The organism is Bacillus sp. NPDC057893 (assembly GCF_042796455.1).
Lineage (GTDB): Bacteria > Bacillota > Bacilli > Bacillales > Bacillaceae_G > Bacillus_A.
In genome coordinates this window covers 312,171-334,364 of sequence record NZ_JBHVNG010000004.1, presented here as the reverse complement: position 1 = coordinate 334,364, position 22,194 = coordinate 312,171, and the positions used below count along the sequence as shown (strand labels likewise).

Here is a 22,194-nt window from a genome sequence, read left to right as displayed (position 1 = left end):
ATACATATTAATCCAATAACTCTTGCTGTTTTTTCTTTGAAAACGATTGCAGTATTAAATCATACGACCAATCAATCATTTTATTAATTTGTTCTTGTCCTACATCCTTATGTATATACACTGTATTCCAATGCTTTTTATTCATATGATATCCAGGAATTATTGTTTCTGGGTAATCTTCTCTTATTCGTAAAGAGAGTTCTGGATCACACTTTAATGTAATCGCAGCTTTTTCACCTTCTTCATGATTCACTATCGCAAATATTTTATTATTTAATCTCATACATGTTGCACTCCAGCCATCTGGAGAATCTTCTGTCGCTTTTCTTTTCGATAAGCAATATGCTCTTGTTGCATTCATTCTAATTGGCACCTCTTATTCTTTCACTATTTGATTACGATGCATCACAATTTGCTTCGTCGCTTGAAATTGCTGTTCACCATAAAACTTTATTAGTTTCTCTCCGCAAAATAGACTAACAATATCAATATGAGAAATCTCTTTCAGTAACAATGTTAGCATCTTCTCACCAATTCCTTTGTTTCTTACACTTTCATGTACGACAACATCTTCAATATACGCCCGAAAAACACCATCAGTAACAACTCTAGCAAATCCAATTAATTTATTTTCTTCCCATACTCCAATTGCTATACTATTCTTTAACATTTTTTCAATATCGATTTCTTTTCTTTCTGGCCACCAGCCGACAGAATCAAAAAGCTGCTTTATTTTCCCTGCACAAATCAGTTGTTCATGCTGAAATTTATACGTGTACATTTTTCTTTCTCCTATTAGTTAGTATACATAATATTATTATAATCTCTTTTCTAAGAAATGTTGACTATGCCCCTTCGGATGATCTTCAACAACACCATATTCTCGGTATCCGTGCTTTTTATAAAATTCTGGTGCTTGGAAACTAAATGAATCTAGTAATATTAGTCTACACCCTTTTTCCTTCGCAATTTCTTCGATTTTATGCAACAATTGACTGCCGTATCCATCATGGCGAACTGATTCATCAACCCATAAAAAATCGATATGTAGGTGATAAAAATACATCGTTCCTGTTACGCCGCCAAAAATTTTCCCTTCCTCATCTTTTACTACAAAACTTACTTGTTCCATCGGTTGCTTTACTTCATCTGTTAAAATAGACATGTTATATTGAATTACTTTATTTTTAATGTATTCTCCTTCAATACGAGTACCATTCTCTATGTGTTTCATATATATCTCTTCCTTTCAACTTAGTAGGCTACATTTAATTTTTATTTCTTTTCTTTAAAATACTAATAAATATAAATCCGCCATATGTAACAAAACATGAGAAACCAATTATCCCTGGTACAGAGACATAGCCTATTCTTACATAACTAATAACTGCAAAACTAACAATTAATAATAAAATAGATGGCCAAAATATAAGAGCTGTTTGTCTTCGTCTCTGTTTCGATGTACTTTATCTCTCTTCAGAAACACGTGTACCAAAAAGCAATACAATACAAATAAGAATCGCTGCAAAGTAAATTGTATCTAATGAAAAATTGTGATCGTATAGTGCGATTCCAACTTCAAGAGCAATAATTGTTATAATTAAAATAATGATTGTTGAAGTCTTTAAGTTTCGTTTCAATCACTCACTCACTCACTCCTAGCATGCTTTCACTATATTCTTTGTATATGTATTTCAAAGCTGTTGTAATAGTTTCATCAACCTCTATATTATGAACTCGCTCGGGTAAATCTTTTCCTCCAATTACATAAAGAAACGGGAGTTCATTAAACATTCCCATTATACCAATATTTATTGTAGCTGTGGGCAATCCACCTGTCATATGAGCTAAATGATAACACGGTATACTTTCATAATCACTTTGTTGTCTTACCATTCCATTAATAATTGGTTCCCATACTGCTGGTTCTGATTTATAACCTTGAAAAATATGTACTAAAAGCGAAAGAACTTGATTTAATTCTCCAACATTTTTCTCATCTCTAGCATTCTCTTGTATATAAATTTTTGAAAAGTACGTTTGGGCATTTATTTTCACAGCATCCCATCCACCGCAGTGCTTTACAACCGAGTGAGCAATATAACTGTCGTGACAAGCTATCATCACTTCTACTGCTTTACTAAGTGTTAAAGTACTTCTTCCTTGTAGATGCGGATATAACTGTGCGCTATCTTCATGTGGATTAAATTTAATGTGACGAAGTATATCATTCCAATTACGTTTATTTTCCTTCACCATTTGTGCTGCTACAAATCCAATTACTACTTTGGCTGCCGATGCTAAAGGAATATATAATTCACCATTATATGAAGCAACTATACGTTCGTTTTTTGTAGAATAAATAACTACTCCTACATGACCAGATTGTATCTCTTTCATTTTTCGAATGACAGTTTCCATTTCCATTCCTCTTTTCACATCGTTATATCACCTTCTAATAATTCAATATAGAATATAAAAAACCTTTTTTGACAGATTATATTTGTTACTACAATAAAAAGAGGTAGCATGAATTACTCCTTGCTACCTAAAAATATAAATTTTCACGAAAAACTTCTATTCTTCTATAGGATTTTCAGGCCCGTTAAGCTCCAATTGATAAAAGGCTAAATCCAGCCATCTATTAAACTTATAACCAGCTTTTTGTATTGTTCCGGCACGAACAAATCCATAATTTTGATGCAAGGCAATACTTTTCTCGTTTTCCGCATCAATTCCAGCAATTAAGGTCATATATTCTCTTTCTTTTGCAGTTGCGATTAATTCTTCCATCAAAGAGGACCCAATACCATTTTTTCTATATTCCTTATCAACATACACAGAATGTTCAATTGAATATTTGTAGGCAGGCCACACTCTAAATGGGCCGAATGTCGCAAATCCTACTACTTTATTATCTAGTTCGTATACGAAAATTGGATAGCCATCAGCCTTTTTTTGTTCATACCAATCTATTCTATTTTCAAGGGTCACAGGTTTATACGCATATACAGCTGTTGTATAAAGTATTGCATCATTATAAATATCAAAAATATATGCTACATCTCTTTTAGTTGCTTCCCTTATCATTGTTTTCTTCCTTTCATAATGTTAATCTTCTTTCACTATTTTTTTAACAATTTTATTTTACCGAAATTTCTGTTTTATTTCCACATACGAATACTAGCTTTTCGGAAACCATCAAATATATTAATCGCCGCGGACAACGTATAAAAGATAATTCCACCGCCAACTAACCACGTTTTAAATCCCTCTAGGGAAATAGTAAACACATTTGCCACATACGTAATAAATCCTTCGTTAAATAAATGCGGATTTACTACAATTACAATGAATACTATCGTTCCGGCTACTTGAAGAATAGCATTCCCAATTGCCAACCTTTGCGTCCATTGTCCTTGTACTAACTTATAAAGTGATATACCTATTTCGAAAACGATCATAATTACAACGATTGGCCAGTACTGGAGTAAAACATCTTGATTAAAAGTTGGCGCGACAAACTTCAGTCCATTTGCTGTGCCATTATATACGCCAACAAGATGATTCGCATAAAAGTAAAGTGTAGCCCAAACTGCTGTCCACATCAAACCTCCAAAAACTTCAAACTTTGAGATCGACTTTTTCTTTGGAACATACGAGATATTTTTCAAATCATCAGGAGTCCATTTTTTTAAACTTGTCGTCAACGGTTGGGTACCTCTGTCTTTATCTGTTCTTTCTAAAATAGCAAATACAAGTGTCAACCAGAAAAATACATGGAGGCCTACTTCGACAATTTCGCCAATGCCTTTACCTATCAATTGTAAAATAACATTTAATACTGCTTGATCACCAGTATAGCCTATAAAATTTTCTGCAACCATTGAAATGAGTGCGATAACAGCTGCAATTGGTATAATCATTTTTAATAATGTCGTATATACATCAAAATAACGTGGTCCAATTAAATGCATCGGTCTATCCAAATACCCACTAGCCAATGAAACTGGGCTCCCCAATTTTTCGAGAACGCTCTTTACATCTTCCTCATTATAATCATCAGGTAACATATCCTCTATTGTCGACCGTAATTCAAGCGTAATATCTTCACGATTTTTTTCAGGTAATCGCTTCTCAACTTCATGGACGTACATATCAATCAAACTCATTCTTGTCCTCCTCCTTTAATAGGTTATAAAGTTCTTTCGAATCCTTTATCCATTCCTTTTTCAATTGCAAAAATATCTCTAATCCATATTCACTTAAAACATAATACTTACGAGGTCTACTCTCCGTTTTATCCCAACTACTCGTCACTAGCTCCTGCTTTTCTAATCGGCGAAGTAGCGGATATAAAGTACTTTGATCTATCATGATTCCTGATTGTTCCAACAATTGGACAAGTGAATATCCATACTGCGGCGTTCTTAGTTGGCTTAAAACCGCTAATGTCAATGTCCCTCTTCTTAGCTCAGTAATTAATGAATTTAATAAAGTATCCATTCACTCACCTCATTTTTATTACTATATGTCATACAGTATGTGTTTTATACTATGTATCGTACAGTATAGTTGTGACAAAAACAACCGATTTTTATAAAAATCAGAAAATAAGAAAAGCACAAACTATATAATTTGTGCTTTTCTTATTTTCTTGCAGCTCACTAACAAACTTAAATACCAATAATACTTTTAACTATGTACCTCTGGTAATATAAACTCTCCTTTTTCTTTAGAAAATGGGACAACCTCTACAATCGCCTCAACATTGATTACTCCATATACATGCGGGTATTCTTGACCGTTTGAAGCAAGTTCATATTTTATTTCTGCTTTTACAAGGGATGGATCAATTGTAAGTAATAAAGCATCTTCTTCATGACTGAAATGTTTTTGAGCCACTTTTAAAGCTTGGTCTAATAATGAACAATGAATAAATCCCTCTTCTTTAAGTGAGGCTTCATTAATCTCTCCAATTGTTTTTGCGATTTCCCAATTTCTTTTTGTTATTACTTTTGTAATCATAGCTTTTCCCCTTTTTTAATATATGTAATGATATAATAATACTAAAATTTCCAACAAATGATTAGTTGATTGGAGAATCTTAATGGATAAAAAATTAGAAGAGATCATTGTAAAATCATTTTTTACTAAGCGCCTTCAAGATAGAGTACTATTTGAGCTTTCTTCTTCAAAAAAACGTAAAGATGCGATCGGTCGCCTTTGCCATAATTACAGAACTACGCTACGTGAAGAATATATGATTAAAATTCCTAAACCTAATTCGTGTCCAATTGATATAGGTCGTCTGTTAAAAAAACATGGGGCTGATGATTCTTGCTACGCCATATCATGGGACACTAAAATCGATGGGAAAACACTCCCTTTGCTGGACGCATTAGAGGCTGCTGTTGGAATGGGAATGCCTTCTATTCTATACTCAATTACAAATCAAGTTGCGTATTTTGAAGCAGAACAAGAAACACTTCCATCACCAAGATTTATACTTAAACGCACATATTAATGCATATAACTCCATTGAGCTTTTTTATTACATTACCCAATTAAAATTTCATTTTAACAGGATGGAGATACAATATTGAAAAATAAAAATCACACTACTTTACAAAGCATTATTATACATATGAATACAAATAAGAACTGGTACGATTTTATTTCTTACTGTCGGCAGCTCGAAGCAGGACTTCGAAAATTAGCATTTAAACATTTAGATACATTTATTACAAATGCAAAGAAATGGGAATCTAAAAATCAAGAAGAGTTTGCTATTACGCTGTTTACTATTTTAGATACATCAAACGAAAAAAATGAAGTGTTAACTTTCCCACTAAATCGTTTTCTAATAGACATACTAAGTCAATGGATAGAAAAAGAACCTTATGATTCAAGACCTTTTAGATGGATGGGACTTTATATGTATTCTGCAATAACAGACAATGATGACAATGATTTAGAAACACTTTTCCGAAAAGCAATTGAAATAGGTGGCGATACAGAACAAAAGGCGATGATACGTCTTGTTTCTTACTATATTAATTACTTAGAGTTTGGGACACATGAATTCCCATCAGGGTATTGCGGGGATTTAAGCGAATGTATTGAAAAACTTCCCTTTATGGTTCAATTAATTGATAAAATTCAGGATGAGAACATAAAAGGACAAAAAATTGGGCAAATGCAAGAACAACTAAAATTAGTTCTAGATTGGCTAAAGCATACACAAAATCCGGCAGATGCTATTCGTCTATGGGAAAAAGAACAGATTAAGGAATTAGAGAATATCATATTGTATTATTTAAACAACCGCTCAGGTCGTTAATTCATCTAGCTTTTAAATATAAAAAAGAGGATTTTCATGCCCTACTAGAAAATCCTCTTTTTACATTTATTTTAATCCTTTAATTAAAGGCGACGCTTCACCGCTATGGAAAATCCATAAATCATGAAGCGATCTCGTACATCCGACATACAATAATTTCGCATCATGTTTTGTGTTTTTGTAATGTTCTCCATCAACGTCGATTAGAAGTACAGCATCAAATTCTAACCCTTTCGCCAAATATACAGGTACTACCGAAATACCACCTTCATACTTACTTTGATCTGCTTCAATGAAGTTAACAGTCAACCCTGCATCTGTTAACTTCTCATATATATCACGGCATTCATCATCTGTTCTTCCAATTACCGCGATTGTTTTCACATCTTCATTTTGCAAATGCTGTAATGTCTTTAAAACTTCAGTAAATTGGTCCTCTGCCCGGATTACTTTCACGTCTTCCCCACTACGGAAAACTGGTGTTGCGAGTCCTACTGGAATCTCTGCATTTTTAATTATTTCATTCGCGAATTCAATAATTTCTCTTGTAGAACGATAACTTCTCGTCAGTTCATAATAACCTGTTTCTTGGAATACTTCCTTAAAAGCACCCCAGTCTTCAATTCCTTGATAATCATAAATCGCTTGAGATAAATCACCTAATATAGTGAAAGAATTACCTAGTGTAATTTCTTTTAATACATAAACTTGGAATGGTGAAAAATCTTGAGCTTCATCAATAACGACGTGATGGAACTTCTGTCCGATTTCAATGCCTGTTATGCGATGATGTATGTAAATTAAAGCTGACAAGTCTTCTACATACACTTCTTTTTTACGACAATTCTTTTCTGTTTCTTGAACAAGCTCTTCAGGTAAAACCTCGAGTATTTCTTTACTCTTCAACATTGAACTATACAGTGAAAGCGGGCTCATTTTCGGCCAAAAATTCATATATGTGTTCAATCTCTTTGTCGCTTCTTTTTTTAGTAATTTTTTCTCGTTTGTTTCTCCAAACTTTTTAAGTTCAATTTCAATCCAGCGCTTCATACGGCCGACTAAACGTTCTCTTCTTTTCTTTAATGGATAATGTTTATATTCGACTTGCATCCATTTTTTAACGTCTTCCACTGGAATAACTGCTTTATCCCATGCCTCAAAATCTTTTGTTGGCACTAATTCTTTTTCAAATTGAATCATTCTTTCTTCAATAAACGACTTAAATTCCAGCGTGCCTTTTAATTTACCAAGCATAACCTTTTTTTCATCGCGATTAATTGAAAAAGCTTCTTTCAATTTTTCTTCTGTTTGCTTCAGTTTCACCGAACCATCTAACGTACGTAATGCCCAATCTGGAAACGTTGTTTGACTAATATTTCCTACCCCTAACTCAGGAAGTACACTCGAAATATAGTCTAAAAACAAACTGTTTGGAGCAAATACGATCATTCTCTCCGCTTCAAGTTGTTCACGATATTCATAAATTAAAAAAGCAAGGCGATGTAAAGCGATCGTTGTTTTTCCGCTCCCTGCAACCCCTTGAATTAATAATGGTAAGTTTCTTTCCGCACGAATAATATCATTTTGCTCCGATTGTATAGTCGAAACGATATCTTTTAATTTATTATCTTTATTCTCACCTAATCGATATAGAAGAAAATCATCAGCATGCGAGACATCTTCATTTCCTTTTACATATGTATCAACAACACGTTCTAGTTCTCTCTGTCGAATGGAAATGTTTCGTTTTAAATAAACATCGCCTTCTACTAATCCGTCTGGTGAATGATAAAATGCTAATTCTTCTCCACCAGTAAATGAATAAAACATACTAGCGACAGGTGCTCGCCAATCAATGACCATCGGTTTCATCGTATCTTTATCTGAAACCCCTACTTTACCGATGTAAATCGGCATAACATCTTCTTTTCCATCCTCCTGGAAGTCTAATCTTCCAAAGTATGGCTCTTGCACACCGATACGTAAGTTTTGCCTATTAGACTCCCTCATACTTTCAAGAATTTGCTCTTTAAAATCTTCTCCATAATAAACTGGGATTTTTTCAAGTTGCTCTAATTGCTCATCCATCGTACTTAAAATATCTTTCATTTTCTGTAATTCTTCTTCAAATATGTTACTCATTTGATGATTCCCTCCTGTCCGTTCCAATTTTTTCAGTCGAGATACAATTGTATTAAAAATCCATTTATAAAGTCAATAGTTTGATTGAGAATTTTCCGAAATAAATAAAAATACAAAAACATGCCTCTTTATCTCAGATTTTGAAGTATCCTTAAAACAAAATTTTCTCTCTCTTTATTTTCTTTACTTCATAGATTGCTTACAAAAAATCTAGATGGCACTGTGTGTGAAAATAATCATTCTAGTTATCCGAATCATTCCACTGACGACTTATTTCTAGGCCATAATCCATATCGTAAACTTCTTTTATAGCTTTAACTTTTTCAAGACTTGCATCGCTAAATACAGGTTTATTTTCAAAAGAATGTAGAACGATTCTTTCAAGAAGAACGCCTAGCGAAATATCATGATATTCTGCCATCGCTTTCAAAACTTTTACCATACTTTTTTCCATCCTAATACCAGTTTGCACACGTTCAACTTTAATTTTTGTGTTTTTTTCATTTATTTGTTTCATAATTTCACATCCTTAATGTAAAAAATGCTATTTTGTTACCTTGATAATAATGTATCATTATAACATCGATGCATGTTTTGTCAATTGTGTCATTTTATTATTGGTTAAACATAATAGATTCTCGCCCTATTACTATTATCAAGATAATGTAAATTTGTATCCGTATAACGAAAAAAACGCTATTCTTTTTATAGAAATATACAAAAAGGATGGCGTTTTTAATATGAATTTATCTATTTTTAATGAACTAGTATTAGTTTTCAAATAATCACAACGATATATGCTGCCTAATAATTTGGAGTGATTAGTTAAAAAGATCTGATTCGTTTAACAAACAAGTGAATATCAACTATTTTCGTCGTATTTGTTTATTAGATTCTACAAATTTGAAATACCCCTCATACACATAAACTTATCTTAATGTGTATGAAGGATAAGCCCTACCTTTTCTTTATTTCTTTATTTCTTTATTTCTTTATTTCTTTTATACGATACGATAAGATAAGCAATCATATAGTGAAGCTTGCTCTTTATATCGCGATTGTTCAAAATCAAATGCTCCGCCTGGGAAGAATCCTACAATACTTAAACCTGCTTCAGCACATAAATTGCTAATCTCTTCAACTGTATAGCAACGTAAAGACTGTGTCACAATATTATTTGGATAATTAGGATTCCACCAATGATCTAGCATTCTTTCATTTATACTGTCATACTCATACTTTCGCATCGCTGTACCAAGTGACATTTCTCTCCCATTCACTGCTTTCCAATACAATGGTTGATAGATATCAATTAATGCATAACCATCATCCTTCATCCAATTTTTAATCCGTTTTAATAGAATCAATTGTTCCTCATCTGTTCCTACACCAAATCCGTCTAAATAACTTACTACATCAAATTCTTCTGGAATATCAATTTGATAGAAATCCCCCTTAGTATTTCCCTATATTTAAAATTTATCAAAATAATAAAAATTTTAAAAGTATAAATTCAAAAAGCAGATAATGGATTATTCCACTATCTGCTTTCACATCATTCTATAGCTGCTTTTATTTTTCTTTTTGATACTCCACCCAATCACCAGAAATGATAACTTTCTTTAACATTTCTCTATCTTGAGCAACATACACATATGCATGTATTTCTATATCCCCAAAATAAATAGTTTGAGTAATCCGGTCATATAAATCACTCTCTGCATTACCTGTATATTCTTCAAGTTCATCTAATTTTTGCAGAACATCACTATTTACTTCATAAACTTCCCCGTATACTTTTTCCTCGTTTGAACAAATCATTGCAGGATACCCTTCGTTTGTATCAAATAATTTGCCATACGTCCATGCTCCGTCTGCGATGCATGTTGCACCTCGCATATAATGAGCATTCGTTTGCTCTTTTCTTAACGTGCCATACACGAAAACATGATACATATATCCCTATCCCCTTTATATGTCTCTACTTTCTTATTTGTAAATATGCACGAATCATAAAGTAACTCACTTCATCTGGAAGCTGTTCTTTAATAGATTTCAAACCACCTTCTGCATTTTGTACGGCAGTTTCAATAAGAGCTTCATACTCTGTTGGAACAAAGCTTTGCCACTCTACTTCCATACCATCTTCATGGCAACGGATTAAGTGGTTTTCAATCGTTTGTCTTGATAGACCTCTATCTTTCGCAATCTCATTTAGATCAATGCCTTGTTTATACATTTCATACGTTTCTATATGAGAATTCGCTGAAGCTTTTCCTGATTTTTTACGCTCTGAAACAACTTCTGTCTTAATTGTTTCAGCATAGTTTGGATTATCATCAATGAAGTGCTGAACTGCTTGTAAGAAGTGAGACCCGTACTTCACAAGTTTGTGTTCTCCGATTCCTTTTACAGTTAGGAGTTCGGAGTCACTTTGTGGCATTTTTGCACACATATCTTTTAACGTTTGGTCAGAGAAAATAACAAACGGTGGTACACCTTCTCCTTGCGCAATTTCTTTACGCACTTCACGAAGCACTTCAAATAAAGGATGGTCTTGAACAATTTGTCTCGTTTCTACTCGTTCTTTGCGTAAAACATTCACTTTACCAAGTAGTGCTTCTTTCCCTTTTTCCGTTACTTTTAATGTCGGATATGTACCATGTTCAACTGCAATCAACTCGTCTGAAATTAAAAACTCAATAAACTCACTGACTTCTTTTACACTACGGTTTGATAAAAGACCATACGTTGGCAAAGTATGAAAATTAAATTCAATGACTTTCTTATTTTTCGATCCAGTTAATACTTGTGCAATCATTTGTTTTCCGAATCGTTGGTTTGTCCTGATCATACAAGATAGAACCATTTGTGATTCTCTCGTTACATCAATACTTTCACGGTCGTCCGTACAATTACCACAACGGCCGCAATCTTCCTTCGGTTCTTCTCCAAAGTATTGCAAAATAAATGATTGTAAACATTGTTCTGTATGACAGTAATCGGTCATATTTTGCAATTTTTCTAGTTCATTTGAAAAACGTGATTCTCCAGTTGATTGATCGATTAAAAAGCGTTGTACTTGCACATCTTGAGAAGAATATAACAAAATACATTCACTATCTAATCCGTCACGACCAGCACGTCCTGCCTCTTGATAGTAACTTTCCATATTTTTTGGAAGTTGATAATGAATAACGTAACGAATATTTGATTTATCAATCCCCATTCCAAACGCTGATGTCGCTACCATAACACTGATTTCATCTCGTAAAAAGAGTTCTTGCTGTTCATTTCGATCGTGATCGCTCATACCTGCATGATATTTCGATACTGAAACTCCTGCTTTCCCTAGATCTTCATATAACTGATCGACTACTTTTCTTGTAGCTGCATATATAATCCCAGATTCCTTCTGATTTTGACGAATATAATCTGCTAAATACGCATTACGATCCTGTCCTTTAATTACTGAAAATGATAAGTTCTCGCGCTCGAACGTTGTCATAATTGTATTTTCTTGATTAATTTCAAGCGTGCTACAAATATCATCACGTACTTGTGGTGTTGCCGTTGCCGTTAAAGCTAAAACGAGCGGTTTTTCTGGAAGATAATCTAATATGCGATGTATATGTAAATAACTTGGACGGAAATCATGACCCCACTGCGAAATACAGTGCGCCTCATCAATCGCAATCATTGGAATTTTCATATCGATAAGTTGGTCAACAAACTCCATAGAATCAAGACGCTCAGGCGCCACGTAAAGCAATTTGTAATGTCCTTGTTTCGCCAATTGAATTCGTTGATTCGCTTCTGTAATAGAAATAGAACTATTAATATATGTAGCGGAAATACCGTTTTGTATTAATGTATCTACTTGATCTTTCATAAGTGAAATCAAAGGTGATATAACTAATGTCGTTCCTTCGAATACTAATGCGGGAATTTGATAGCAAATTGACTTACCACCGCCCGTTGGCATAATACAAACTGTATCTTTCCCATCTAATACATTTTTAATTGTTTCATCTTGTCCTCTTCGGAATGACGAATAACCGAAATAAGACGCTAAAAGTTCTTGTGCTTTTGTAAACAAAAAAGAGTCACCTGCTTTTCTTTATCTTTCATCTATTCCTATTATATCATCACTTTTGCGTCATGAAAGTGCTGAATGACAGAGTTATATAATCTATCCTCAAACTGATTCTCACCATCCTTTTTCATTATTCTAAGTTTCTCTTCATTTTGGATATTAATTAATATCGATGTTTTAAGTTACTTTCTATGTTTTACAACATTTAAAACACAAATCTAGTACCCATAAAGAAAGAATTTCAATATAGATATTCATTTTATTTACCTTCATAGAATATTACTAATCGTATACATGTGAATTTGAGGAGGTTAAATTATGAAACGTAGTTACAATAGTTCCATCAAGCCTAAAGTGTCAAATGAAAAACTCCAATTTTCTAATAATGATGCGTGGAAATATGAATCATTTTATAAGTATCAGCCCTTATTTTCTTATAGCAAGCTTATGAATTTCCTTTCTCAACTTTTTAAACGTTAATACATGTGCCAAATATACATCATTCAAACAAATTTTCTCAACATATAACTTATAGACTTACTACAATACAGTTGTTACCATATATAATAATCTGTTAGATAAACCCCTTATGTTGACCTGCTTAAATTAGCAGGTCTTTTTTATCCTTACATATTGCAATCTATGGTATCCTGGCTGAAAAGTCTTTTCTCTATTTTAGAACCCTATTCCGCTCTTCACAAATGATTATAATTCCAAAAGGAAAAATATAAATCCGCTACATTCATACAAGCAATTCATTTTTTCTCAATACACAAAGTAAATTTCATTTGTTACTATAAAAGTACTCTAGATGAGTTTTTGCTCATCAACATTATCTAGTTAAAGGGATCTGCCGCGGGAGGCAGATCCCTTTGACTTTATTAAAAAGCACCCTTCTCATTTGGACACATTTACCAGGTTATTTTGGAAGAATTTTATGTTAATATTACGTAGTCGAGTCCGACATCTCGGCAATACCCTTTTGAGGTCCTGCAATTTCCCTTGCAGGACCTCAATTAATTTAAAATTCTTTTGATTCATATATATCATAATTGTGTTTTCCATTCCCCTTCAACCTTCAGCTTTCTCCTTTTCCAACTCTCAAAAAAACTCTTGGACACGTAACTTAAAAATAACGTTTATCATATTGTGAGGTATACATGTTCAAAGGAGTGTAACTATTTATGTATACTTATTGGCAATCATATTACTCCCCTTACCACATCACTAATGGCAGCTTCGATTCATTCGTACGAAGTTACCGGATTAGTAAAAACGAAAATTTTTTAAAAGGATATATGCGTTCTTTATGGGAACAACACGTCGCTTGGACACGATTAGCTATTATAAGTATCATCTTTAATTTACCAGACGTAAACGCTACTGTTGGACGTCTTCTACAAAACGCAATTCACATGGGACTTTCACTTGAACCATTCTATGGTGAAGATGCAGTAAAAAAATATAGTGCATTAATTAAAGACCACTTAACAATCGCTGCTGATCTTGTTAAAGCCGCAAAAGCTGGTGATCAAAATGCCGCTTCATCTATAGAAAAAAAATGGTATTCTAATGCCGACGAAATTGTTGAGTTTCTAAACAGTATCAACCCATATATAGAAAAAGAAGAATTTAGAAAAATGTTTTATGAACATTTAGCGCTTACGAAAGCGGAAGCACTTGCCTTCCTAAATAAAGATTATGAGGCAAGCATAAAACTGTACGATAAAATTGAAAAAGAAGCATTAGAAATGGCTGATACTATAACAGATGCAGTCGTAAAACAATTTCCGCAAGTATTTCAATAATAATAAGCCGATTTGAAAAAACAAATCGGCTTATTTAGTTTTCTGTCAATGATATTTCACCACTCCTCTTTACATTTAACGTATATCGATATATTTTATTAATATCCGTTTTTTATAGGAGGAAATAGTTTGATTAACGCCATTGGTCTCGTATTTATCCTCACAAATAAACACGAGAAAAAGAAGAAAGTTTATCTGAATGAAAAATTCGCATTAATAGACATTATTGATTCTAAGGAAGTATTTGATGATGAAGGTAACTCATTAGTAGAACTAACATGTAAATACAGTATATATTTAGACGAAAAATACTACTGTAAATCTCTCGATGATTATACTGGACAAGTATTCCCCTTCTTAAGCGCTAAAATAGGAAAAGGACTTCTTAGAAACTTAAATTATTACTTTTCTTACGTTGATGCCTATGATAAAAAACCACCTGTTAAAGAAATAAGACCGCTTATGAAACAAGTAACTAACAGATAACAATAATCATTCAAAAAGAAAGCATCTAATTTTTGATGTTTTCTTTTTTGAATCAAGAACTCGTTACCTTTCATCCTCTTCTAAATGTATGTACCCAGGCATAATTTAAATTAAAAACATTGGAGGATTAGACCGAATGAAATACTCAGAAACAATTGTTAGTAAACGGCTTCGAACACTAAAAATGTCTGGTATGTTTTTCATGCTAGTTTTAATCGCATGGCTTGGATATACAAAATTACTTTATGAAAACGGATTTCTTCAAGAAAAGAAAAATTCAGTTGAAGTAATGAATACTAGCATTACAGGAGAAATTGAAAACACTTTTCATGTAAACTTACAAGGTTATCGTAAAACGAGCCTTGATATCGTAATAGATGCAAGTAAAACCGATCCGAGCGAACTATCATTAATTGAGCTCATCAATAAATCTTGTTCACGAGATTGCATAGGTGAACCCATAACATATGTGAACTCAAACAATGGCTATATCTTTTATAAGGAATCTAACGGAACTAATGTAACTATAAAGATTAAAAAGCAAGATACATGGGAAATTGTAAAAAAATCCGTTCAAAATGGAATCTAAAAGGTTCATACAAAAAAAGAGTACTTACTTCTAAGTACTCTTTCAAAAAAATTACCACTTACGACATTTATCGTCATCATCATCACGTTTACGATTGCAACGACATTCATCACAATCACAATGACGTTTACGTTTACAACGGCAATCGTCACAATCTCTACGTCTGCATCTTCCAAACATTAGATCATCCCAAAATCTATTACAATCCCGGAACTGTCTACAACGACAATTATTTCCCATGAATATGATTCCCTCCTAATACATAATAGAATTCCTCATATTCTATGTTTAAAAGGATGAAATGGCTTGTTTACTAGTCTAATTAAAATGTATAAATGTGATGTAATTTGAATCAAGTACTAATTCATTCCTATATTTCCTGCTGTGCTTCCACAGCCCCCTTCAACCTCTGCAACATATACCCAATCCCTCTACATCCTTCTAATGGATATGTAATGATTTCTTCTGGATATAGCTCCGTCACTACTTTTTTATGTTTCTTCCCTGCAAGTAAAACTATTTCATCAAACTGAAATAAGCCTTTATCAATCATCTGTTGTTTTAATTGTTCAATACTAATAACCTCATCACTCTTTGAATCAAATGCAAGATCATAGTTTTCCTGTACAATATCATTTGGTCTTAAAAATCCATGCTTTGCTGATAATATAACCCAGTTCTCGAAAAACTCAGTTGCATACGCCTGACATGCTTTTCCGAATGGACTAATATATACATCTTTTGCCTCTGCCTCTCCGTAATCTGGGTAATTATCCCAGACCTTCTTCTTTCCGCATGGAATTATGCATAACCTTTTCATCGTTATTTCTTACCCCGCTTCTATATTTCTTATGAAATATCAATTTTTCAGTACATTTTTTACAGAATAATATATACTAATCTTGAAAGAAAAAATTACATTATCTTCTATATTTGGTTTAATTTCTTTTAGAACGGTCTATTAAGCATATGTATTATTACATAAACACACCGTACTAAAGTCACTTTCATACAGCATGCATATACCTCATCCTTTAGTGAATTTGTGAAGATTTCGTAAAATCAAGCATACTTAATCTCCCAATCGCTATTCAATAGTATAATATATAAATGTAGTATGAAAAGGAGGTGAACAACTATGAAAAATATACTCCCAGCATTATTAGCCTATATTATTGTTTGTATCATCGCGATTATCATTCCAGCGTCTGAGGGCTATAATACTGCAGGTTGGAAATTCTTTGTTGGGCAAGCGTACGCAATACCTATTTTCATTATTGCTGCTATTATTACATTTTATATAAATAAGAAACGATCTTATGAATAAACGATAAAAAAGGACAAGCAGCCAATCCGACTACTTGTCCTTTCTGTTTATCCATACTCAATAATATTAAGCTTGGAATGTTTCTGTTAATACAGGAACGATTTGTTTTTTACGAGATACAACACCTTTTAAAGTAGCTGTGTTGTTTTGTAATGTTACATTGTATGCTTTCTCAACAACATTTGCTGCTTTGCCGATCGCAAGACCAACAGAATCGTTAGTTAAGATGTCAGTTACAACGAATAAGAATAGGTCTAAACCTTTTTCTTCTACTACTGCAGAGATAACTTTTTCAAGTTCCGCTTGGTGTACAAGAACGTCGTTTGTATCAACAGCGTTTACTTGTGCGATTTCAACTTTCGCGTTACCCATTTGGAATTCTTTAGCGTCAAGGGAGATTAGTTGCTCCATTGTTTTTCCGCTTAAGTCAGCACCAGCTTTTAACATTTCTAAGCCGTAGCTATCTGCATCTACACCAGCGATTTCCGCTAATTCACGAGCTGCTGCTACGTCTTGTTCTGTGCAAGTTGGAGATTTGAATAGTAAAGAATCTGAAATAATTGCAGATAACATTAAACCTGCAACTTCTTTACGAATTGCAACGCCATTTTCTTTGTACATTTTGTTTAAGATTGTAGCTGTACATCCAACTGGCTCACAACGGTAGTAAATAGGATCGCTTGTTTCAAAGTTAGCAATACGGTGATGGTCAATAACTTCTAACACACGAACAGATTCGATATCGTTAGCACTTTGTTGACGCTCATTATGGTCAACTAAAATAACGTTGTCCACTTCGTTTGCTACTGTCTCAACAAAACGCGGTCCTTCTACTTTAAAATGATCTAACGCAAATTGAGTTTCACCGCTGATTTCACCTAAACGTACAGGCTCAGCATTCATTCCTAATTCTTTTTTCAATTCTGCATAAGCAATCGCAGAACAAATTGCATCTGTATCTGGGTTTTTATGCCCGAAAACTAGTACTTTTTCCATGATTTCCACCTCTTCATGAAAAGGATATCTTAAAGAAGCAAATATGACAATATTTTAGACACATTTTTTTATAAATAATTGCAGTTTCTTCTATATTTTTCATCGTTTTCACAAAAAAAGACCCTCTAAAATAATTTAGATGGTCAAAGGTAATCTTTTCATTAAAATACAGATGGAACTTGCACTACGTTGTTAAATGCGAAATTGGCAAAGGCAGTCTAATTATCGAATAGCCCTCTTCCTCTCAGATTTGCGGAAACAGGCTCCTTTCCTATTTCACGTGCCCATATAGATAACTGGCCGATATGGTGGATTTCGTGGACAATGACATGACGTATTATCTCTCCGTGTGTACATTCAATGACTCGGCGCCTGATTGGTGCGTCTCTTGAGCTAATCGGTTCTTCATTGAAATCAGTTTCTGAAAGTTTCCGAGAATCCATTTCATTTGTCCAAGATGTCACAAATGGCTTCACTTTCTCGTGGTATTGAGCGGAAAGATTTTTCACTTTTTGCAAGCTGGCATAATCTTCAAACAACGACTCCTCAGGCACTGGTTCACCGCGCAAACCTAAGATCCACATATATTCCACATCTACAATGTGAAATAGGGTATGCAGGATACTGCCGAACCCACCGACCCGTTTCTTTACTAGTTCTTCATCCGGCATGTCTTCGCACAATGTAAACCACTCATCACGAACTTGCCAGTTATATTGAAACAGTTTTAACATCTCAACACCCTCCATCTTTTAGATTAACATTTAATACTCACCAAAGACTTCAAAATCAAAATCTAAAAAAACTGTTAAAATTCTCTACAGACTGGCCCTTTAAATTAAACATTCCAGATGAAGGTAAAGGGTCAAAAGAAAGAAACTATTATACAGGGATTTATCAAACTTTATTTTAAATTATCAATCTTTTTTCAAATCAATACACAGACATAATAACAAATATGTTGTTTGAAATTATCTCCCTTTTCAAATAAAAAACTAAATTATTTTATAATAAATAACCGTTGCATCTAACTCACCATTCGGAGAAATTGCATACCCCGGTATTCTGCCGGATTCCTGATAATCTAATGACTTATACAATCTATTAGAAGGGTCTCCTTCTCTAGTATCTAAAACTAAAAGAGACCTATTTTCTTGCTTTGCCCGTTCTTCTGCTTTTTGCATAAGTAAACGCCCAATACCATTTCGTCTAAAATTCGGGTGAGTCATTAACTTGCAAATCTCAGCTCTATGGGTCCCGTTAGGCTTTGTAACTAAATGTAATTGAATGCTTCCTGCCATTTCATTGTTTATTTTAGCGACATACAATATCACTTCTGGTGCTAATACAGTTTGCCAATAATTTGTTGCTTCTTTTTGTTCCAGTGGAGGTAAAAAACCAATTGACGCCCCATCATCTACTACAGTTTTCAAAAGTTTAGAAAGCTCTTCAATATCATTTTCTAGTTGCTTAATTTCTTCAATTACTAAATTCCGCATTACTTTTCCCCCTTTTGTTCGCTCAATATATATTTGTATATTATCACTAATTATAAGAGAAAAAATTAAAGAAGGAATAACTGAATAGTAAGATGAATTTATTTAAGATATGATTTTTTTGGGAAAGGATGACTTTATGAAATACATTTTAGACAGAACATACGCGAGAGAATTACTGGATTGGGCATATGAACAAAACCCAGGTCCTTGGTTCGAACATTCAATTAATGTTGCCAATGCAACTGAAAAAATAATTGTAGAACTTATAAAAAATGGGTATGACTTAGATGTTGACATAGCATACAATGCCGCTCTCCTGCATGATATAGGAAGATATAAAGGTTTTACTAAATCTGTTATTCATTCCTATGATGGTTACATGTATATGAATGATTTAGGGTATATAGGAAACGCCGTTATATGTGTGACGCATTCATTTCCTTGCAAAAATGAGCATATAGATATCGCAGCAGAGTGGAGCCTTGTTCCCGATTATATGGAAAGCCGGTTAATTGAAATATTGAATGAAAATAGTGACTATGACTTATACAATAAAGTAATTACTCTTTGCGACGCTCTCGCTGATGCGGATGGTTTTACTACGCTTGAAAGAAGATTGGTTTCTGTTGGTTTACGTCATGGCACAACCTCTCATACCTCTTTACATTGGAAAGGATTCTATACAATTAAGAATGAATTAGAATCTTTAATTGGGAAGAGCATATACACCCTTCTCCCTGATGTAGAGAAATCAATTTATAAGAATACAGAATATTAAAACAAGCATAACTTAAAAACGATACAATTTGTATATATGATTCTAAAAAACTCATTTAAAAGTGGAGGGATTACTTATTAGTAAAATAGGATTTGACTTAATAAATCATGAAGGTAACTTAAATATTGGATATGAAGATATAGTTCTTATCTCTAGGAAATGTAAATTTCCTAACTGTTCGCATACAAATGAACCACACTGCGCGGTTAAAAAAGCCATCTCTGACGGTACACTTTCTGAAGAAGTAGTTAATAGTTATTATAGAGATGTAAATGAGGCACAATATGTTTTTAAACAGAGGAATAAAACAAAAGCTCTCGATTATATGAAACAATTAAAACTTTTTCAAAAAAATTAGGCTAAAATAAAAAGCTCTCCTTACAAGCTTATTTTAAGGAGAGCTTTCTCACGTTTAATGACTTTGACTTTTCAATTCCACCATACACACTTGCATTAGAATCCGCTCTCAGCACATTTTAGTTCTCCAGAAATTACAACTGAGACATAACAAACTTCTAATACCCCTTTACTAAGATCAATACAACCTTTTGTTTAAGGTCAAAAAAAACCATAGATAACCTCGATTAAAGAGTGAATTTTCAGTTTTTTCACTCTAGAATTTGCATGTTTAAAATTTAACACTATCATCCGCCGATACTTTTTCTTTAGAACTTTTCCTTTCAACCTCTTTACTCCGCTCTTCCCAAATCGTTAAACCTTCAATTCCTACTTTTTTAGGATCGAAAACCGGATCTTTCCCTTCTTTTTTCTGCGTTTCATAGTCTTTTAACACTTTTAATGCAGTTTTGCTTAACAATAGGATTGCTATAAGGTTTAACCATGCCATACTACCAATTCCTAAATCTCCAAGGTTCCATAAAAACGAAGCTGATTCTACACTACCGATGTATACCATAATTAAAAACCCAATTTTTAATACTGGTTTTAACCAGCTATATTTGAGCCCACGATCTAAATAAGTAAGCGTCGTTTCAGCGATATAGTAATAAGCGAGCAAAGTTGTAAATGCGAAGAAGAAGATTGCGATTGAAATAAATAATGACCCAAATCCTGTCATAACGGTTTCAACTGCTTGTTGTGTATAAATTGGACCAGCTTCCACATTTCCTATGTTTTGTACAATTGCACTTTTTCCTTCCGGTATTACATTGTACATTCCTGTAATTAAAATCATAAGAGCTGTCGCTGTACATACGACAATTGTATCGATATATACGGAAAACGCTTGAACTAAGCCTTGTTTTGCAGGATGAGATACTTCCGCAGCAGCAGAACTATATGTCGCCTCTCCAACACCAGCAACGTTTGAAAATACTGCACGCTTTACCCCCCATGCAATTGCTGCACCAACGATTCCGCCAAACATTTCATTCACGCCAAATGCACTTGAGAAAATTAAAGCAAACATACTTGGAATTTCCGTTATATTTGCAATTAAAATGATGCATGTAACAATTACATAGCCAATTGCCATAAATGGAACTAACATTTGTGAAACGCCTGCAATTCTCTTTACTCCACCAAAAATAATCGCTGCCAATAATACAACTAAAAATATACCAGTTACATATTTACTAATGCCAGAAGAGTTTTCAAATCCAACTGCGATACTACTTGATTGAATTCCTGGTAATAAAACCCCATATGAAAGTGTTACTACCACCGCTACAATGACCGCAAACCATTTCATTTTCAAGCCTTTCTCAATGAAATATGGTGTACCACCGCGGTATTCATTCCCTACTTTACTTTTATATACTTGTGCTAATGTTGATTCAACAAATGCGCTAGCTGCTCCTAATAGAGCCATCACCCACATCCAAAATACAGCTCCAGGCCCGCCAAAAGCGATAGCTGTCGCGACCCCCGCGATATTCCCTATTCCAACCCTACCTGATAACGCCAAACAAAATGCTTGAAAAGATGATATCCCAGTCTCTGAGCTTTTCCCTTCAAATAATAGTTTAATCATCTCTTTAAAATAACGAATTTGTAAAAAACGAGTTGCAATTGTGAAATACACTCCTGCTCCTAATGCGAAAACAACTAAACCAATACTCCATACTTGCCCTACTAACCATTCTACTAACTTCTCCATCCAAATCCCCC

The 22,194-nt window shown here is 33.6% G+C and carries 27 protein-coding genes and 2 pseudogenes; 9 read left to right on the top strand and 20 right to left on the bottom strand.

Going from position 1 to position 22,194, the window contains the following annotated elements:
* Positions 1-7: 7 nt before the first annotated feature.
* The 9 genes and pseudogenes from ACFVQC_RS20230 to ACFVQC_RS20190 all read right to left on the bottom strand — a co-directional run bounded on the left by ACFVQC_RS20230 (position 8) and on the right by ACFVQC_RS20190 (position 5,028).
* Positions 8-361, bottom strand: coding sequence for an MmcQ/YjbR family DNA-binding protein (locus tag ACFVQC_RS20230; RefSeq protein WP_377899046.1), 354 nt, complete (start codon positions 359-361; stop codon positions 8-10).
* A gap of 15 nt (positions 362-376) precedes the next feature.
* Entirely contained in the window at positions 377-781 is a 405-nt protein-coding gene (locus ACFVQC_RS20225) for a GNAT family N-acetyltransferase (protein WP_377899045.1), read from the bottom strand.
* A 36-nt stretch (positions 782-817) separates the two neighbouring features.
* On the bottom strand, positions 818-1,234 hold the full coding sequence (locus ACFVQC_RS20220; RefSeq protein WP_016095582.1) for a GNAT family N-acetyltransferase: 417 nt from the start codon (positions 1,232-1,234) through the stop codon (positions 818-820).
* A gap of 34 nt (positions 1,235-1,268) precedes the next feature.
* Positions 1,269-1,640, bottom strand: a pseudogene (locus tag ACFVQC_RS20215) (hypothetical protein).
* Positions 1,641-1,644: 4 nt separating this feature from the next.
* Entirely contained in the window at positions 1,645-2,421 is a 777-nt protein-coding gene (locus ACFVQC_RS20210) for a serine hydrolase (RefSeq protein ID WP_377899177.1), read from the bottom strand.
* A gap of 156 nt (positions 2,422-2,577) precedes the next feature.
* On the bottom strand, positions 2,578-3,090 hold the full coding sequence (locus ACFVQC_RS20205; RefSeq protein WP_377899044.1) for a GNAT family N-acetyltransferase: 513 nt from the start codon (positions 3,088-3,090) through the stop codon (positions 2,578-2,580).
* Positions 3,091-3,164: 74 nt separating this feature from the next.
* The gene (locus ACFVQC_RS20200) at positions 3,165-4,172 is read right to left on the bottom strand and encodes an HAAS signaling domain-containing protein (RefSeq protein ID WP_377899042.1); all 1,008 of its coding nucleotides are present in this window, start codon (positions 4,170-4,172) and stop codon (positions 3,165-3,167) included.
* Positions 4,159-4,506 (bottom strand): PadR family transcriptional regulator, encoded by a 348-nt coding sequence (locus tag ACFVQC_RS20195; protein WP_377892661.1) that lies wholly within the window; start codon positions 4,504-4,506, stop codon positions 4,159-4,161. Before ACFVQC_RS20195 ends, ACFVQC_RS20200 begins: the two co-directional genes overlap by 14 nt.
* A gap of 189 nt (positions 4,507-4,695) precedes the next feature.
* Positions 4,696-5,028 carry a DUF952 domain-containing protein gene (locus ACFVQC_RS20190; protein ID WP_377892662.1) on the bottom strand — a complete coding sequence of 111 codons (333 nt, stop codon included), beginning with the start codon at positions 5,026-5,028 and terminating at the stop codon, positions 4,696-4,698.
* An 82-nt stretch (positions 5,029-5,110) separates the two neighbouring features.
* Here ACFVQC_RS20190 and ACFVQC_RS20185 point away from each other — a divergent pair, with 82 nt between their 5' ends.
* Both ACFVQC_RS20185 and ACFVQC_RS20180 read left to right on the top strand, forming a co-directional pair.
* The gene (locus ACFVQC_RS20185) at positions 5,111-5,527 is read left to right on the top strand and encodes a hypothetical protein (RefSeq protein WP_377892663.1); all 417 of its coding nucleotides are present in this window, start codon (positions 5,111-5,113) and stop codon (positions 5,525-5,527) included.
* Between the two features lie 120 nt (positions 5,528-5,647).
* On the top strand, positions 5,648-6,343 hold the full coding sequence (locus ACFVQC_RS20180; RefSeq protein ID WP_377899176.1) for a hypothetical protein: 696 nt from the start codon (positions 5,648-5,650) through the stop codon (positions 6,341-6,343).
* A 66-nt stretch (positions 6,344-6,409) separates the two neighbouring features.
* Here ACFVQC_RS20180 and ACFVQC_RS20175 read toward each other — a convergent pair whose 3' ends face one another.
* The 5 genes and pseudogenes from ACFVQC_RS20175 to recQ form a co-directional block, all read right to left on the bottom strand.
* Positions 6,410-8,485 (bottom strand): HelD family protein, encoded by a 2,076-nt coding sequence (locus tag ACFVQC_RS20175; RefSeq protein ID WP_377899041.1) that lies wholly within the window; start codon positions 8,483-8,485, stop codon positions 6,410-6,412.
* A 241-nt stretch (positions 8,486-8,726) separates the two neighbouring features.
* On the bottom strand, positions 8,727-9,002 hold the full coding sequence (locus tag ACFVQC_RS20170; protein WP_377899040.1) for a hypothetical protein: 276 nt from the start codon (positions 9,000-9,002) through the stop codon (positions 8,727-8,729).
* Between the two features lie 484 nt (positions 9,003-9,486).
* Positions 9,487-9,936, bottom strand: a pseudogene (locus tag ACFVQC_RS20165) (class I SAM-dependent methyltransferase); the annotation flags it as partial.
* Between the two features lie 121 nt (positions 9,937-10,057).
* A complete protein-coding gene (locus ACFVQC_RS20160) occupies positions 10,058-10,441 on the bottom strand; it encodes a gamma-glutamylcyclotransferase family protein (RefSeq protein WP_377899039.1) in 384 nt (127 codons plus the stop codon).
* 25 nt (positions 10,442-10,466) lie between these two features.
* Positions 10,467-12,584 (bottom strand): DNA helicase RecQ, encoded by a 2,118-nt coding sequence (recQ, locus tag ACFVQC_RS20155; protein ID WP_377892668.1) that lies wholly within the window; start codon positions 12,582-12,584, stop codon positions 10,467-10,469.
* 315 nt (positions 12,585-12,899) lie between these two features.
* Between recQ and ACFVQC_RS20150 the strand changes: the two genes are divergently transcribed.
* The 4 genes from ACFVQC_RS20150 to ACFVQC_RS20135 all read left to right on the top strand — a co-directional run bounded on the left by ACFVQC_RS20150 (position 12,900) and on the right by ACFVQC_RS20135 (position 15,464).
* Positions 12,900-13,061 carry a hypothetical protein gene (locus ACFVQC_RS20150; RefSeq protein ID WP_377899038.1) on the top strand — a complete coding sequence of 54 codons (162 nt, stop codon included), beginning with the start codon at positions 12,900-12,902 and terminating at the stop codon, positions 13,059-13,061.
* Positions 13,062-13,765: 704 nt separating this feature from the next.
* Positions 13,766-14,389 (top strand): acetylglutamate kinase, encoded by a 624-nt coding sequence (locus tag ACFVQC_RS20145; RefSeq protein ID WP_377899037.1) that lies wholly within the window; start codon positions 13,766-13,768, stop codon positions 14,387-14,389.
* A 129-nt stretch (positions 14,390-14,518) separates the two neighbouring features.
* Positions 14,519-14,875 carry a hypothetical protein gene (locus ACFVQC_RS20140; protein WP_000606233.1) on the top strand — a complete coding sequence of 119 codons (357 nt, stop codon included), beginning with the start codon at positions 14,519-14,521 and terminating at the stop codon, positions 14,873-14,875.
* A 136-nt stretch (positions 14,876-15,011) separates the two neighbouring features.
* Complete coding sequence (locus ACFVQC_RS20135) at positions 15,012-15,464, top strand: hypothetical protein (protein ID WP_002200237.1); 453 nt, start codon at positions 15,012-15,014, stop codon at positions 15,462-15,464.
* Positions 15,465-15,515: 51 nt separating this feature from the next.
* On the opposite strand, the gene ACFVQC_RS20130 is transcribed toward ACFVQC_RS20135, so the two are convergent.
* Positions 15,516-15,704, bottom strand: coding sequence for a hypothetical protein (locus ACFVQC_RS20130; RefSeq protein ID WP_264541003.1), 189 nt, complete (start codon positions 15,702-15,704; stop codon positions 15,516-15,518).
* Between the two features lie 130 nt (positions 15,705-15,834).
* Positions 15,835-16,284 (bottom strand): DUF6884 domain-containing protein, encoded by a 450-nt coding sequence (locus tag ACFVQC_RS20125; RefSeq protein WP_377899036.1) that lies wholly within the window; start codon positions 16,282-16,284, stop codon positions 15,835-15,837.
* 318 nt (positions 16,285-16,602) lie between these two features.
* Here ACFVQC_RS20125 and ACFVQC_RS20120 point away from each other — a divergent pair, with 318 nt between their 5' ends.
* Positions 16,603-16,791, top strand: coding sequence for a DUF4017 family protein (locus ACFVQC_RS20120; protein ID WP_377892672.1), 189 nt, complete (start codon positions 16,603-16,605; stop codon positions 16,789-16,791).
* Between the two features lie 66 nt (positions 16,792-16,857).
* Here ACFVQC_RS20120 and ppaC read toward each other — a convergent pair whose 3' ends face one another.
* The 3 genes from ppaC to ACFVQC_RS20105 all read right to left on the bottom strand — a co-directional run bounded on the left by ppaC (position 16,858) and on the right by ACFVQC_RS20105 (position 19,286).
* On the bottom strand, positions 16,858-17,787 hold the full coding sequence (gene ppaC / locus ACFVQC_RS20115) for a manganese-dependent inorganic pyrophosphatase (protein WP_377899035.1): 930 nt from the start codon (positions 17,785-17,787) through the stop codon (positions 16,858-16,860).
* 218 nt (positions 17,788-18,005) lie between these two features.
* Positions 18,006-18,521, bottom strand: coding sequence for a DinB family protein (locus ACFVQC_RS20110; RefSeq protein ID WP_377899034.1), 516 nt, complete (start codon positions 18,519-18,521; stop codon positions 18,006-18,008).
* A gap of 261 nt (positions 18,522-18,782) precedes the next feature.
* The gene (locus ACFVQC_RS20105) at positions 18,783-19,286 is read right to left on the bottom strand and encodes a GNAT family N-acetyltransferase (RefSeq protein WP_377899033.1); all 504 of its coding nucleotides are present in this window, start codon (positions 19,284-19,286) and stop codon (positions 18,783-18,785) included.
* 136 nt (positions 19,287-19,422) lie between these two features.
* Between ACFVQC_RS20105 and ACFVQC_RS20100 the strand changes: the two genes are divergently transcribed.
* Positions 19,423-20,064: an HD domain-containing protein gene (locus ACFVQC_RS20100; protein ID WP_377899032.1), complete on the top strand. Its 642-nt coding sequence runs from the start codon at positions 19,423-19,425 to the stop codon at positions 20,062-20,064.
* 61 nt (positions 20,065-20,125) lie between these two features.
* Entirely contained in the window at positions 20,126-20,422 is a 297-nt protein-coding gene (locus tag ACFVQC_RS20095; RefSeq protein ID WP_377899031.1) for a hypothetical protein, read from the top strand.
* A gap of 270 nt (positions 20,423-20,692) precedes the next feature.
* Here ACFVQC_RS20095 and ACFVQC_RS20090 read toward each other — a convergent pair whose 3' ends face one another.
* The gene (locus ACFVQC_RS20090; RefSeq protein ID WP_377899030.1) at positions 20,693-22,183 is read right to left on the bottom strand and encodes an alanine/glycine:cation symporter family protein; all 1,491 of its coding nucleotides are present in this window, start codon (positions 22,181-22,183) and stop codon (positions 20,693-20,695) included.
* Positions 22,184-22,194: the final 11 nt, after the last annotated feature.